Consider the following 12,113-nt stretch of genomic DNA (forward strand, 5'->3'; position numbering starts at 1 on the left):
CGGTGTTGGGACTGGGTGGTGGGGCGGGAGGTGATGGCGGGGCCAGGGCGAGAGGGATGGGGTTCGCCGGATGCGCCTCGACCCTAGTTCCCCACCTCCACGCTCGCCTCCACCGACATGCCCGGCCGCAGCCGCGCCGCCGCGGCCTGGCCCGGATCGATCCGGATCCGCACCGCGATGCGCTGGGGGATCTTCACGAAGTTGCCGGTGGCATTGTCGCTGCGGATCACCGCGAACTCCGATCCCGCCGCCGGCGCCAGTTGCTCGACCACACCGGTGAGCTTCGCGCTGCCCAGCGCGTCCACCCGGAAACTCGCCTTTGCGCCCGGCCGGATCTTCGCCGTCTGCGCCTCCTTGAAATTGGCGGTTACCCAGAGCGTCGTCGGCACCAGCGCCATCAACTGGGTGCCGGCGGTGACATATTGCCCGCGCCGGCCGCCGATCTCGCCCAATTGCCCCGCCACCGGCGCACGGATCACCGTGTTCGCCAAGTCGATCTCGGCAAGGTGCAGCGCCGCCCTGGCGGCATCCACCGCGGCGACCAGCCCGTCCTTGCTCACCGTCACGCTGCGGATGTCCTCGCTCGCCACCGTCCGCGCCGCCTGGGCCTGCGCCACCGCCGACTGGGCGGTGCGCAGCGCGGCGAGCGCGGCGTCGCGATCGCGCCGGGTGATGAAGCCCTGCTTCGCCAGCGCATCGATCCGGTTGAAATCGGCCTGCGCCTTGGCGAGTTGCGCCTGGGCCGAAGCGACGGCCGCTTCCTGCGAGCCATAGGCCGCGGTCTTGGACGCCGCCTGTTGCGGGTTGTTGGCGAGCGCCGCCTGGGCGCTGGCGACGTTCGCCTTCGCCTGGTCGACGCGCTGGCGATAGATGCGGTCGTCGATCGTCGCGAGCATGTCGCCCGCCTTCACGGTCGCGAAGTCCTGCACCGGCACGTCGGTGAGATAGCCGCTCACCTGGGGGCTGATGATCGTCACCTGCCCGCGCACATAGGCGTTCTCGGTCGACTGGACGGTGCCGGCAAAGGGCCAGACCTGCCACGCCATCAGCACCGCGGCTATGCCCGCCGCGACCAGCAGCGCCGCGATCACGATGGCCGTCCAGGACAGCCTGGGCGGAATCCAGCGCCGCGCGGCGACTTCCGGCGTGGGCGGCGGGTCCGCGCCCTCGCTCGGCGCGGGGGCGGGGGCCGGGACCGGCCCGGGCTTCGCTTCCGCTTCGATCGCCGGGATGGTCGGCTCAGCCATTCTTCGCTCCTGCTTGCTGCTCGGCCGCGGCGCGCGCCAGGTTCTGGCGCCGGATCCGCAAGATGGGGATGAAGACCCAGACGATCGTTCCCGCCGCGATCGCCGCGATCAGCAGGAAAGTGTCGTTATAGGCCAGGATGTTCGCTTCGCGCGTCACGGTCTGCGAGAGGATCGTCGCGCCCTCGGCCTGGCGCAGATTGGGATCGATCAGCACGCGGCCATAGGCGGCTGCATTCTGCTGGAGCCGCTGCGCCACCAGCGGATCGCCGCTCGCCAGCTGCGCGACGATGGCATTGCTGTGCGCCCGCTCGCGGATCACCTGGAAGGTGCCGAGCATCGCCGATCCGAACAGGCCGCCCAGATTCTGGGTGATGCCGAACAGCGCCGAGAAGCTGACGAAATGAGTCGGGCCCTCGCGCAGCGCGCGCGTCAGCCCGATCAGCATCGCCGGGCCGATGAACAGCGCGCTGGCGAAGCCGAGCAGGGCCTGGCTGAAATACATGTCGTGCGGGCGGACGAGATTGGTCGAACCCGAATCGAGCCAGGCGCCCAGGCCGATCAACGCCAGCGCGATCAGGATCGGCTTGCCCAGGAACAGCGGATCGAGCGTCAATGCGCCGATCGCCACGCCGGCCAGCGTCGCGATCAGCACCACCAGATAGAGCATCCGCATCTGATCATTGCCCATGCCCAGCACGGTGAGCAGCCCGGAGGCGCCGATCGTCTGCTCCGAAAGCACCACGCGCACCAGGATCGAGACGAGGGCGAAGCGCACGATGTCGCGGCTCGCCAGCCAGCGCGTGTTGAGCAGGGGGCGTTCGCGGTGATGCTCGATCAGCCAGGCGATCGGCAGCAGCACGATCGCGCCGATCAGCGCCGGGGCGATCCACGGCGCCTCGAACCACCACAGCACCCGCCCCATGCCCAGCACTGCGCAGAGCAGGCCGATGCCCGCCGCGAAGATCGGGAAGGTCACGAAGTCGAGCGGCTCGAACACTTTCATCCGCTCGACCGGCGGCAGCACCAGCAAGCGCACCGCGGCCAGGCAGAACAGCGCCAGGCCCAGCTCGAAGAGATACATGGTCTGCCAGCGATCGGGCTCGAAGGCTTCGCTGGGGAAGAGGCGGGCGAGGGGGACGGCGATCTGCGGCAGGCTGATCGCGATCACGATGCCCTTCAGCCGGTGCTCGGGCGTCCAGGCCTGGACCATGTAGAGCAGGCCCACCGTGCTGCATGCGGCGGCCGCGATCCCGCTCAGCGCGCGCACCGCCACCGCCGTCGCGAAGCTGTGCGCGAGCAGGTGGCCCGCCGTGGTGAGCGCGAAGGCGCCGAGGAAGATCTGGGTGAACAGCCGGATGCCGAATTGCTGGCGGAACTTGATCAGCACCATGTTCGCGCAGACATTGGTCATCACATAGACGGTCGGCAGCCACTGGATCTCGGCCGAATAGAGCCCCAGCGACCCCTGCAACGTGGTAAGGTTGGCAGTGACGATCGCATTGCCCAGCGAGCCGGAGAGGATCACCAGCACCGCCACCGAGATATAGGCAGCGCGCCGGAAGGGTGGATGCCAGGGCGTGGGCGGCGATCCGGGGATGGGCGAGCGCTCGTGCGGGGCCGGTTGCCATACCGGCTGCTCCTCGGCCTTTGCCCCGTTCGTTGCCCCGTTCGTTGCCATTGCGACATAATCCCGCGCGCGGCGGAACGATCCGCCAAAGGGGTTGCCTCTAGACCCCGGCATCGTCGCATGAACATCGCGCAATCGGCAACGCCCGGTTGCGCAAACTGCAACTGGGGTGGCCGGCAGGGGGTACCCACAACCGCTTGTGGTCTACCTGAGTCCTCCACGCTAAAAAATTTACCGTTCCGCGTTCGTTCTCTTGCCTTTCGGAAACCCTAGGAAAGTCCGCGCGTCGCGGCATTGCAGCAGATATGCAGGTGCCACGAACCGAGTCATTTTAGCGACGAAACGTTGTGGAAATTAACCATTTCGGGTCTTGTGCGCGGACTCGGATTGGCACAATCTGTTGTGGTTGCACTGAGGGGCAAGCTCAAGCACTGGTGGACTCGCCGCCGCATACCCATATGCGGAGCGGGTCGATTCGTGCCTGGGACGAAGTGCGATGGACATGTTTTGTTCTTCGCACGCGGCCGTGTCGATGCTAGGATCGGCAGCCCCTTGAGTCGGGATTTGATGCCTTCCCCGCGGGAAGGCCGGTGAAGCTTTGTCAGGGGTGAGAGTCATGGAATTCAGGGACACGGAAAACAGCGTGAACGAGACCGTCGCCGAAGCCCCCGCCACTGCCGGCAAGCCGGCTGCGAGCGATGCCACCAAGACGGCGAAGGTGCGCAAGCGGAACGACAGCAAGGCCGTCGCGCCGCGTGCGTTCGACGTCGAGGTCGATCATTCGCGCGACGCGCTGCTCACCGAGTTCGGCAAGGAGACGCTGCGCGACCGCTATCTGCTGCCCGGCGAGAATTTCCAGGACCTGTTCGTGCGCGTCGCCTCGGCCTATGCCGATGACCAGCCGCACGCCCAGCGCATCTATGATTACATCTCGAAGCTGTGGTTCATGCCCGCCACTCCTGTTCTGTCGAACGGCGGCACCGGCCGCGGCCTGCCCATCTCCTGCTTCCTCAATTCGGTGCCGGACAGCCTGAACGGCATCGTCGACACCTGGAACGAGAATGTCTGGCTCGCTTCGCGCGGCGGCGGCATCGGCACCTATTGGGGCAATGTCCGCGGCATCGGCGAGCCGGTCGGTCTCAACGGCAAGACCTCGGGCATCATTCCGTTCGTCCGCGTGATGGATTCGCTGACCCTGGCGATCTCGCAGGGTTCGCTGCGCCGCGGCTCGGCGGCCTGCTATCTCGACATCTCGCACCCGGAGATCGAGGAGTTCCTCGAGATCCGCAAGCCCTCGGGCGACTTCAACCGCAAGGCGCTGAACCTGCACCACGGCGTGCTGATCCCCGACGCGTTCATGGAAGCGGTGCGCAGCGGCGGCGAATGGGAGCTCAAGAGCCCCAAGGACCAGTCGGTCCGCGGCAAGGTCGATGCGCGCGCGCTGTTCCAGAAGCTGGTCGAGACTCGCCTCGCCACCGGCGAGCCATACATCGTGTTCGCCGACCACGTGAACTCGAACATGCCCAAGCATCACCGCGACCTGGGCCTCAAGGTCTCGACGTCGAACCTCTGCTCGGAGATCACCCTGCCGACCGGCAAGGACCATCTCGGCAACGAGCGCACCGCGGTGTGCTGCCTCTCCTCGCTCAACCTCGAGACCTGGGACGAGTGGAAGGGCGAGGCCGGGATGATCGAGGACGTGATGCGTTTCCTCGACAATGTGCTGCAGGATTATATCGACCGTGCCGAGCCGGGCATGGAAAAGGCCGCTTATTCGGCCAGCCGCGAGCGCTCGGTCGGGCTGGGCGTGATGGGCTTCCACTCCTTTCTCCAGGCGCGGGGCATCCCGTTCGAAGGCGCGATGGCCAAGAGCTGGAACCTGCGCATGTTCAAGCATGTGAAGTCGCAGGTCGATCAGGCCTCGATGGCGCTGGCGGTGGAGCGCGGGCCGTGCCCGGATGCGGCCGACATGGGCGTGATGGAGCGCTTCAGCTGCAAGATGGCGATCGCGCCGACCGCGTCGATCTCGATCATCTGCGGCGGCACCAGCGCCTGTATCGAGCCGATCCCGGCGAACATCTACACGCACAAGACGCTGTCGGGCAGCTTCTCGGTCAAGAATCCCTATCTGGAGAAGCTGCTCAGCGAGAAGAGCAAGAACTCGGATGCGGTGTGGAACTCGATCCTCGAGCAGGGGGGCTCGGTCCAGCATCTCGACTTCCTCAGCCAGGAAGAGAAGGACGTCTACAAGACCTCGTTCGAGATCGACCAGCGCTGGATCCTCGAGCTGGCCGGCGATCGCTCGCCCTATATCGACCAGGCCCAGTCGCTGAACCTGTTCATCCCGGCGGACGTCGAGAAGTGGGACCTGCTGATGCTCCACTTCCGCGCCTGGGAGCTTGGCATCAAGTCGCTCTATTATCTCCGCTCCAAGTCGGTGCAGCGCGCCGGCTTCGCGGGCGGCGTGGAGGCCGACAACACGATCGAGAAGCCCCAGTTCAACCTGGGTGAGAGCACCGATTACGACGAGTGCCTGGCCTGCCAGTAATGGCGGGCGGTGGCTCCGGGCGCCGGCATACCGCAAGCGTCTGGCTCGATTCCGGGGCCGGTGAGGGTGGACCGATGAGATTGGATGCCATGAACCAGAATATGGGATGCACGCTGATGGCGGCCGGCGCTGCGGCCGTGCTGCTGCTCGTCCTGCTGATCGGCTGGCCGCAGTATCGCGTCTATTCGCAGCGGTTGGCCGGTGAGGCCGCGCTGGCCGAGGCTCAGTCCTCGCGCCAGGTCGCCATTCTCGAGGCGCGCGCCAAGAAGGAAAGCGCGACGCAGCTCGCCGAAGCCGAAGTGATCCGCGCCCGCGGTGCCGCACAGGCCAATGCCATCCTGCAGAATAGTCTGGGCGGGCCCGAGGGCTATCTTCGCTATCTGCAGATCCAGGCGCTCGAATCGAGCAAGGCCTCGCTAATCTACGTGCCGACCGAGGCGGGGCTGCCGATCACGGAATCGCGCCGGATCAAGCAGCCGGCAGAGGCGGGCGACTGATGCGCGCGCGCGGCCACCGCGTACGCGATCCGCGCCGCGCCGGCCGTGATGCGGCGGCGCGGGCCGGAGCCGCGCACCGCCTGCTGGCATCAGGCCTCTTCCTCGAAGATCTCGACGGCGTTGGCCGCGGTGGCCGACAGGCGCACCTTGTCCCCTTCCACGCCGGCGACCAGGCCGATCGAGACATAATGGTGATGCCCGGCATGGCTGCCGGTCGCGCCTGCGATTTCGGCGCCGGAATCCTTCCTGGTCAGCTTGATCCGGTTGCCCTCGACCTTGTCGACGGTGCCGACATGGACGCCGTCGGCGCCGATCACTTCCATATGTTCCTGGATTGCGCGCACATCGGTCATTCCGGGTCTCCTTGGGGGGATGGTTCACTCGCTCAACGCACGCGGCCGGGAAACGATGCGGCCGTCCGCGCCGCCTGTCGTCCATCCGAAAGGGAGATCGCATGAACCCTGTCCGCACATCCTGGCGCGCCTTGCCTCTCGCTGCTTTCCTGCTGCTCGCCGCGTGCGCCAAGCAGGTGCCGAGCGCCGTCCAGCCCGAGGCGCCGGGCTTTCTGCTCGGCCTGTGGCACGGCTTCATCTTCCCGGTCGCCTGGTTCCTTTCGCTGCTGATGCCCGAAGTCGCCGTCTATGCCGTGCCCAACAATGGCGGCTGGTATGATTTCGGCTATTTCCTCGGCATCTGCGTGTTCGGCGTCGGCGCCAATCGCGGGCACCGGGTGACGCGCATCGTCTATCGCGACCGCATCGTGCGCGAGCGCGGCGGCCGGGTGATCGACCACGAATGACGCGCAGCATCGCCTTGATGGCCGGGCTGGCCAGCGCCGCGGGCGCCGCGGGGCTGACGGTGCTCGTCCGCCCCGGCTGGGCGTGCCGCGCGCTCGGCCTGCCCGAGGCGGAGGCGACGGCCTATGCCCTGCGCATCGCCGGCATGATGCTCTTCGCGCTCGGCCTGTTCCTCGGCGGCTTCGCGGCGGTGTTCACGCTGGCGGGAGGGGTGGCATGAGCAACCCCCTGGTCGGCGCCTTCTCGTTCTTCGGGATTCTGGGCGGGGTCTTCACGCTGGCGCCACGTCTCGTCGCTGCCCGCCTGCTCGGTAATGACGATCCCGGCCCGGAAGGGCTGCGCGGCATCCGGACCGGGGGCGTGATCCTCCAGTTCGCTGCAGCGATCCTCGCTTCGATCTTCCTCTATTCTCAGTTCGTCACGGAGTAACCCCAATGCCGCTTCTCGAAGCCCGCAAGACCTATAAGCCCTTCGAATATCCCTGGGCGTTCGAGTTCTGGAAGCGCCAGCAGCAGATCCACTGGCTGCCGGAGGAAGTGCCGCTGGGCGAGGATTGCCGTGACTGGGCCCAGAAGCTCACCGATCACGAGCGCAACCTGCTCACTCAGATTTTCCGCTTCTTCACCCAGGCGGACGTGGAAGTGCAGGATTGCTACCACGAGAAATATGGCCGCGTGTTCAAGCCGACCGAGATCAAGATGATGCTGACGGCGTTCAGCAACATGGAGACGGTCCACATCGCCGCCTATTCGCACCTGCTCGACACGATCGGCATGCCCGAGACCGAATATGCCGCCTTCCTCCAGTATAAGGAGATGAAGGACAAGCACGACTATCTGAGCACCTTCGGCGTCGACACCGATGAGGATATCGCCAAGACGCTCGCCATGTTCGGCGGCTTTACCGAGGGGCTGCAGCTCTTCGCTTCGTTCGCGATGCTGATGAACTTCCCGCGCTTCAACAAGATGAAGGGCATGGGCCAGATCGTGTCCTGGTCGGTGCGCGACGAGAGCCTGCACTGCGAGGGTATCATCAAGCTGTTCCACGCCTTCTGCAAGGAGCGCAACTGCCTGACTCCGTCGGTGCGCGACGACATTCTCGACATGTGCCAGAAGACGGTGCGCATCGAGGATGCGTTCATCGACCTGGTGTTCGAGATGGGCCCGGTGAACGGGATGACGCCCAAGGAGATCAAGAAATATGTCCGCTACATCGCGGACTGGCGCCTGGGCCAGCTCGGCCTCAAGCCGATCTACATGGTCGAGGAGCACCCGCTCCCCTGGCTCGCCCCGCTGCTGAACGGCGTGGAGCACGCCAATTTCTTCGAGACCCGCGCGACGGAATATTCGAAGGCGGCGACCCGCGGTGCATGGAACGAGGTGTGGGATTCGTTCGACAAGCGCCAGAAGGCGAAGGTGACGCCGGTCGCCAACGAGGATGGCGGCGATGGCGGGCCGGACATGTTCTCCAAGGCGGGGATTGCGGCGGAGTAAAAGAGGTTGGGTGGGGTTTGGCCAAGGCCATTCCTCACCCATTACCCGATTAAAAGTTACAACCCATATTCGGGGCGAAGGTTATCCCATTCGTCCAGAATTTCTCTGTAGCGTTTAGAGAAAAGATACTCTTCGTCGCCCTTCAAAAACAAGCGGGCGCCAGAGAACGCCCGTCCTCGTAGGATATCTAATATTTCCATGTTGGAACGGCTGTGGTCGGGCAGTGCTTCAGACATTGCCCATAGGCCGACTCTCGCCCACTGTTCGTGTAGTATCGGCTTTTCCGTGAAATATGGGTATATTAACCGGTAACGGTCCGGGCCGATTTTCAAGGCAAGCATATTGTCCACCTTGAGAGTAAGGTCGAGCTCTGGGATCGAATGGTGATTATGGACGTTGCCTTCGTGCCAGCCGACTTTCTCGTTTGTGCTTCGTTTCGTCTGCTCTAGCCAGTCGAGAAAGCCATCGGCCAACTGGGGATATAGGCGCTTGCGCTGATCGCTTGCTTCAACGCGTGCCTGGGTTTGTTGAACTAAATCGGCCTTACCAATAACATGCGCCTTCGCATCCGACAAAAAAGGTACGTGGAAGTCACCGCCTTCACCTGGCCCGTTTTCGATTCTCTTTTTTTCGCCGTATAATTCGCGGCGAAGGGCGGATGTTAATTGCCTATCTTTGAGGCCAAATAGCTTTAGCAGCTTGTGAAGATTGATTGTCTTCGAAGTCACTGGGCAGACTCCATCGTCATTTAGAACGATACCAACACCCCCCAATGCAACGCTTTTAGCACTCTGGTGGTCTAAGTGCCAGGTTTCTGTTTCGTTCTATCGGAGGAGGCCGCGCGGATCGATCGCTACCGTGTCCCCAAGGCAACACCCCCGCCCCAATCCCATGCTGCAATGCAACCAGGCGGACTCCTCACGCATTCTCCCCAATGCCCCGCCGCCGGTGCCCAGGGTAACAGGGCCCAGGCGGGGTGCGTCTTGAGTTAGCGTAAGAGGTTATTCCCCCACATGCGTATCCTTCTCGCAGTCGCGGCGATCGCCGCGGCGCCCTTCGCCGTCCCCGTCGCCCAGGCGCAGGACTCCGACACCAGCGTCGCCACCCCCGCCGCAGCCCCGGCAACCGCGCCCGACGGTACCCGCGCCTTCGGGATCGAGCCCTATATCGGCATCCTGGGCGGCTATGAGCGGTTCGATCGCCAGTCCAACGCCGGCATACCGATTCCGGCGGACGGCCGCGCCTTTGACGGCGGCCTGATCCAGGGCGTCGCCGGCATCAACGTGCCGCTCGGGCCGGTCTTCGTCGGTGCCGAGGGCAATGTCGCCAAGGGCATCAAGGGCGATATCGACTGGGAATATGGCGCCGCCGGCCGCTTCGGCCTGCGCGCGGGCGAGAGCGGCCTGATCTATGGCAAGGTCGGCTATCAATGGGTCAATTTCGACGCGCTGGGCAAGGACAGCCGCGACTATCACGCGATGACCTATGGCGCCGGCGTCGAGGTCGGGCCCAAGGACATCGGCCTGGGCGGCGTCACCGGCAACAGCGGCGTGCGCCTGCGCATGGAGATCAACACGTTCAACAACGCGAAGAGCTTCCGCCCGATGGCCGGCCTGATCGCGCACTTCTGATGGAGCAGCAGCGGCGGCGCGGCTCCCCATGGGGCGCGCCGCCGCCTGCTTCGTCAGGCCGGCAAGGGCTCGATCCGGGGCTCCGGCATCCGGCATGCCTGCAGCAGCCGTCCCTGCGCCGCTCCATCGCGGCGAATGCACCCGGGGTGACGGATACGGATCGGGCTCGGGCCCGCGCTCAGGCCCGCTTGCGCTTCGGCGCCTGGCCGTGATCGCACACTGCTTCGCCGTCGCAGATCAGCCGGTCATAGCCGCTGCCGGGGCAGATGGCGTGCGCGCTCAGGATCGCCGGAGTCAGCGCCTCGAGCCCGGCGCCGCGCCGGTCGAGCAGCCTGCGCACCGGGCGGCGCGAGCCGGCCCAGGCCTGGTGGCCGGTCCTGGGCGCGGGCGGCGGCGCGACGAGCAGCCCCACGGGCTGATAATCGGCGATCGCAAGCCGGGGGAACACGCCGCGCGCGATTGCCCGGGCCCAGCCCGGCGTGGCGGGGCTCAGCGGCAGATGTGGCACCACGTCGCCGGGCATCTCGTAGCGCAGGCAGGCGATGCGGGTTTGGTCATAGCTCGCGGCGAAATCGGCATTGCCCGCGCGCGCCGCGGCGATGGTGGCGACGCTCACCGGCAGGTCGGCCCATTCCCTGACCTGTGCCGATCGCATCGCCGCGAGATTGGCGAGCGCGCCGCCCTTGGAATGGCCGGTGACGAACAGATGCGCTCGCGCCTTGCGGTCGAGCAGGCTCTGGTCGAGCATCGCCTGGATCGCGGTGCGCACGCCCGGGCCCGAGCCCGCGTCGTGCCACAGCCGGCGCATCGATTCGGCAAAGCCGAAATGCACGCCGCCGCCATAATGCGAATCCTCGACGCACAGCGAGAAGGCGTCGTTCAGCCAGTCGAGCACCACGTCCCAGCCGTCATGCGCGCCGCCGAAGAAGGGGGGAAGCGAGCCGCGGAACGCCACCACCACGCCCTGGGGCGTGCGGCCGACCAGCGCCTGGTCGATCTGGCGCTGGCCGAGCGCGCTCTCGCGGCGCACGACGAAGGGCGCTTCGATCCAGCCGACATTGCGGCCATGGACCTGCATGGCGGGCTGATAAGCCTGGCTGGACGCGTAGAGCAGGCGGCGTTTCATACAGTCGTGCATCGGCAATACTCCCCGAACCACGCAGGCTTGCCGTGCTTCATGGTGCACGGGCAATTAGGGTTAACCCCGGAGCCTGAAATCGCAAAGCCGCGCTTTCGTTGCGCTGAACCGGAACCGAAGTCGCGGGACGGCGGCTCAATGATGGTCGTCGGGCTTGCGATAGGCGTCGTGGCACGCCTTGCAGGCCTTGCCCACTTCGCCGAACTGCGCGGCGAAGCCGGGCTTGTCGCCGGCCTTGGCGAGCTCGGCGAGCTTGGCGGCCGCTGCGGCATAGCCGGCGGCGCGGGCCTCGAAGCCGGTGCGGTCGCTCCACACCGCGGGCAGCGCCTCGGAAGGGGCGCCGCTGCTGCCGGCGGGGAACATGCCGGGGATCGCCTTGGCCCAATTGGCGAGCGCGCGGGCGGCGAAGCCCAGCGCCTTGGGATCGTCGCCACGATCGATGCCCGCCTTGATCTGGCCGAACAGCGCGCCGGACATCAGGAACGCCGCCCTGCGGCCGGCGATCACGTCCGTTGTCGGATCGGCGGCTACGGCGCGGCTTGCCGGCGCAGTGGCCGCGAGGCCGGTGAACAGCGCCGCCGCGGCGCCGAGTGCGAGCATGGAAGTGCGCATCGAGTCTCTCCCCTGGCCGAAGGAGACCAGGCTAGGCCCGTCGCCCGCGATCCGCAATGGCCGGGCAACCTCCTCCATTATGGATATGGTTGCCCCCGAAACGGACCGGAGATCGCCTATCGTGCCGGGCGTGGCAGAAGGTGAAGCTCCTCGGGTCGAGTATGCATGCGAGCGTTGTGGCGGCATTGCCGTCACCCGCGACGCCTGGTCCGAATGGGACGTCAGTTCCCAGGCCTGGGTGCTCAGCGAGACGTTCGATTTCGCCTTCTGCCACCAATGCCACCGCGAGACCCGGCTGGTGGAGCGGTCGATCGGCGGGCCCCCCTAGGGGGCCGCCCCGATCGCTCGTCGGCCGGGCACGCCCGGGCGTTGGTCGGAGCCGGGGAGGGGCCTCGCCAGTGGCGGGTGCGGAGCCTTTCCCCGGCTTCGCTTGGCGGCCGGGGCCGGGCCAGACGCCGGGACTATCCGGGCCAGACGCCGGGACTATCCGGGCCAGACGCCGGGACTATCCGGGCCAGACGCC

The 12,113-nt window shown here is 66.2% G+C and carries 14 protein-coding genes; 8 read left to right on the top strand and 6 right to left on the bottom strand.

Annotation, left to right across the window (positions count from 1 at the left end; translation table 11 throughout):
* Positions 1 to 83: 83 nt before the first annotated feature.
* Both FFS08_RS20805 and FFS08_RS20810 read right to left on the bottom strand, forming a co-directional pair.
* Positions 84 to 1,247 carry an HlyD family secretion protein gene (locus tag FFS08_RS20805; RefSeq protein WP_137864443.1) on the bottom strand — a complete coding sequence of 388 codons (1,164 nt, stop codon included), beginning with the start codon at positions 1,245 to 1,247 and terminating at the stop codon, positions 84 to 86.
* Positions 1,240 to 2,925, bottom strand: a complete 1,686-nt coding sequence (locus tag FFS08_RS20810; RefSeq protein WP_137864444.1) for an MFS transporter — start codon at positions 2,923 to 2,925, stop codon at positions 1,240 to 1,242. Before FFS08_RS20810 ends, FFS08_RS20805 begins: the two co-directional genes overlap by 8 nt.
* 565 nt (positions 2,926 to 3,490) lie before the next feature.
* Here FFS08_RS20810 and FFS08_RS20815 point away from each other — a divergent pair.
* Together FFS08_RS20815 and FFS08_RS20820 are read left to right on the top strand one after the other, a co-directional pair.
* Complete coding sequence (locus FFS08_RS20815; RefSeq protein ID WP_137864445.1) at positions 3,491 to 5,422, top strand: ribonucleoside-diphosphate reductase subunit alpha; 1,932 nt, start codon at positions 3,491 to 3,493, stop codon at positions 5,420 to 5,422.
* 74 nt (positions 5,423 to 5,496) lie between these two features.
* A complete protein-coding gene (locus FFS08_RS20820) occupies positions 5,497 to 5,919 on the top strand; it encodes an SPFH domain-containing protein (RefSeq protein WP_249341335.1) in 423 nt (140 codons plus the stop codon).
* A gap of 89 nt (positions 5,920 to 6,008) precedes the next feature.
* Here the strand turns inward: FFS08_RS20820 and FFS08_RS20825 are convergent, their stop codons facing one another.
* Entirely contained in the window at positions 6,009 to 6,272 is a 264-nt protein-coding gene (locus FFS08_RS20825; protein WP_137864447.1) for a DUF2171 domain-containing protein, read from the bottom strand.
* Positions 6,273 to 6,373: 101 nt separating this feature from the next.
* Here FFS08_RS20825 and FFS08_RS20830 point away from each other — a divergent pair, with 101 nt between their 5' ends.
* The 4 genes from FFS08_RS20830 to FFS08_RS20845 are packed head-to-tail and all read left to right on the top strand — an operon-like array spanning position 6,374 to position 8,209.
* On the top strand, positions 6,374 to 6,718 hold the full coding sequence (locus tag FFS08_RS20830; protein WP_137864448.1) for a hypothetical protein: 345 nt from the start codon (positions 6,374 to 6,376) through the stop codon (positions 6,716 to 6,718).
* A complete protein-coding gene (locus FFS08_RS20835) occupies positions 6,715 to 6,936 on the top strand; it encodes a hypothetical protein (protein ID WP_137864449.1) in 222 nt (73 codons plus the stop codon). The genes FFS08_RS20830 and FFS08_RS20835 overlap by 4 nt, the downstream gene beginning before the upstream one ends.
* The gene (locus tag FFS08_RS20840) at positions 6,933 to 7,145 is read left to right on the top strand and encodes a hypothetical protein (RefSeq protein ID WP_137864450.1); all 213 of its coding nucleotides are present in this window, start codon (positions 6,933 to 6,935) and stop codon (positions 7,143 to 7,145) included. Before FFS08_RS20835 ends, FFS08_RS20840 begins: the two co-directional genes overlap by 4 nt.
* Positions 7,146 to 7,150: 5 nt before the next feature.
* Positions 7,151 to 8,209 (top strand): ribonucleotide-diphosphate reductase subunit beta, encoded by a 1,059-nt coding sequence (locus FFS08_RS20845; protein WP_137864451.1) that lies wholly within the window; start codon positions 7,151 to 7,153, stop codon positions 8,207 to 8,209.
* Between the two features lie 56 nt (positions 8,210 to 8,265).
* Here FFS08_RS20845 and FFS08_RS20850 read toward each other — a convergent pair whose 3' ends face one another.
* Positions 8,266 to 8,937, bottom strand: coding sequence for a hypothetical protein (locus FFS08_RS20850; RefSeq protein ID WP_137864452.1), 672 nt, complete (start codon positions 8,935 to 8,937; stop codon positions 8,266 to 8,268).
* A gap of 285 nt (positions 8,938 to 9,222) precedes the next feature.
* Between FFS08_RS20850 and FFS08_RS20855 the strand changes: the two genes are divergently transcribed.
* Complete coding sequence (locus FFS08_RS20855; RefSeq protein WP_137864453.1) at positions 9,223 to 9,840, top strand: opacity protein; 618 nt, start codon at positions 9,223 to 9,225, stop codon at positions 9,838 to 9,840.
* Positions 9,841 to 10,018: 178 nt separating this feature from the next.
* Here FFS08_RS20855 and FFS08_RS20860 read toward each other — a convergent pair whose 3' ends face one another.
* Complete coding sequence (locus tag FFS08_RS20860) at positions 10,019 to 10,978, bottom strand: lipase family protein (RefSeq protein ID WP_212742057.1); 960 nt, start codon at positions 10,976 to 10,978, stop codon at positions 10,019 to 10,021.
* 135 nt (positions 10,979 to 11,113) lie between these two features.
* Positions 11,114 to 11,590: a c-type cytochrome gene (locus tag FFS08_RS20865; RefSeq protein ID WP_171012749.1), complete on the bottom strand. Its 477-nt coding sequence runs from the start codon at positions 11,588 to 11,590 to the stop codon at positions 11,114 to 11,116.
* 121 nt (positions 11,591 to 11,711) lie between these two features.
* Between FFS08_RS20865 and FFS08_RS20870 the strand changes: the two genes are divergently transcribed.
* The gene (locus tag FFS08_RS20870) at positions 11,712 to 11,918 is read left to right on the top strand and encodes a hypothetical protein (RefSeq protein ID WP_171012748.1); all 207 of its coding nucleotides are present in this window, start codon (positions 11,712 to 11,714) and stop codon (positions 11,916 to 11,918) included.
* The last annotated feature ends 195 nt before the right edge of the window (positions 11,919 to 12,113 follow it).

The organism is Sphingomonas sp. 1F27F7B, assembly GCF_005503355.1.
Classification (GTDB): Bacteria; Pseudomonadota; Alphaproteobacteria; order Sphingomonadales; family Sphingomonadaceae; genus Sphingomonas.

Coding starts and splice junctions, on each gene's coding strand:
- FFS08_RS20805 (WP_137864443.1), bottom strand. CDS start 1,247: ATGGCTGAGCCGACCATCCCGGCGATCGAAGCGGAAGCGAAGCCCGGG.
- FFS08_RS20810 (WP_137864444.1), bottom strand. CDS start 2,925: ATGGCAACGAACGGGGCAACGAACGGGGCAAAGGCCGAGGAGCAGCCG.
- FFS08_RS20815 (WP_137864445.1), top strand. CDS start 3,491: ATGGAATTCAGGGACACGGAAAACAGCGTGAACGAGACCGTCGCCGAA.
- FFS08_RS20820 (WP_249341335.1), top strand. CDS start 5,497: ATGAGATTGGATGCCATGAACCAGAATATGGGATGCACGCTGATGGCG.
- FFS08_RS20825 (WP_137864447.1), bottom strand. CDS start 6,272: ATGACCGATGTGCGCGCAATCCAGGAACATATGGAAGTGATCGGCGCC.
- FFS08_RS20830 (WP_137864448.1), top strand. CDS start 6,374: ATGAACCCTGTCCGCACATCCTGGCGCGCCTTGCCTCTCGCTGCTTTC.
- FFS08_RS20835 (WP_137864449.1), top strand. CDS start 6,715: ATGACGCGCAGCATCGCCTTGATGGCCGGGCTGGCCAGCGCCGCGGGC.
- FFS08_RS20840 (WP_137864450.1), top strand. CDS start 6,933: ATGAGCAACCCCCTGGTCGGCGCCTTCTCGTTCTTCGGGATTCTGGGC.
- FFS08_RS20845 (WP_137864451.1), top strand. CDS start 7,151: ATGCCGCTTCTCGAAGCCCGCAAGACCTATAAGCCCTTCGAATATCCC.
- FFS08_RS20855 (WP_137864453.1), top strand. CDS start 9,223: ATGCGTATCCTTCTCGCAGTCGCGGCGATCGCCGCGGCGCCCTTCGCC.
- FFS08_RS20860 (WP_212742057.1), bottom strand. CDS start 10,978: ATGCACGACTGTATGAAACGCCGCCTGCTCTACGCGTCCAGCCAGGCT.
- FFS08_RS20865 (WP_171012749.1), bottom strand. CDS start 11,590: ATGCGCACTTCCATGCTCGCACTCGGCGCCGCGGCGGCGCTGTTCACC.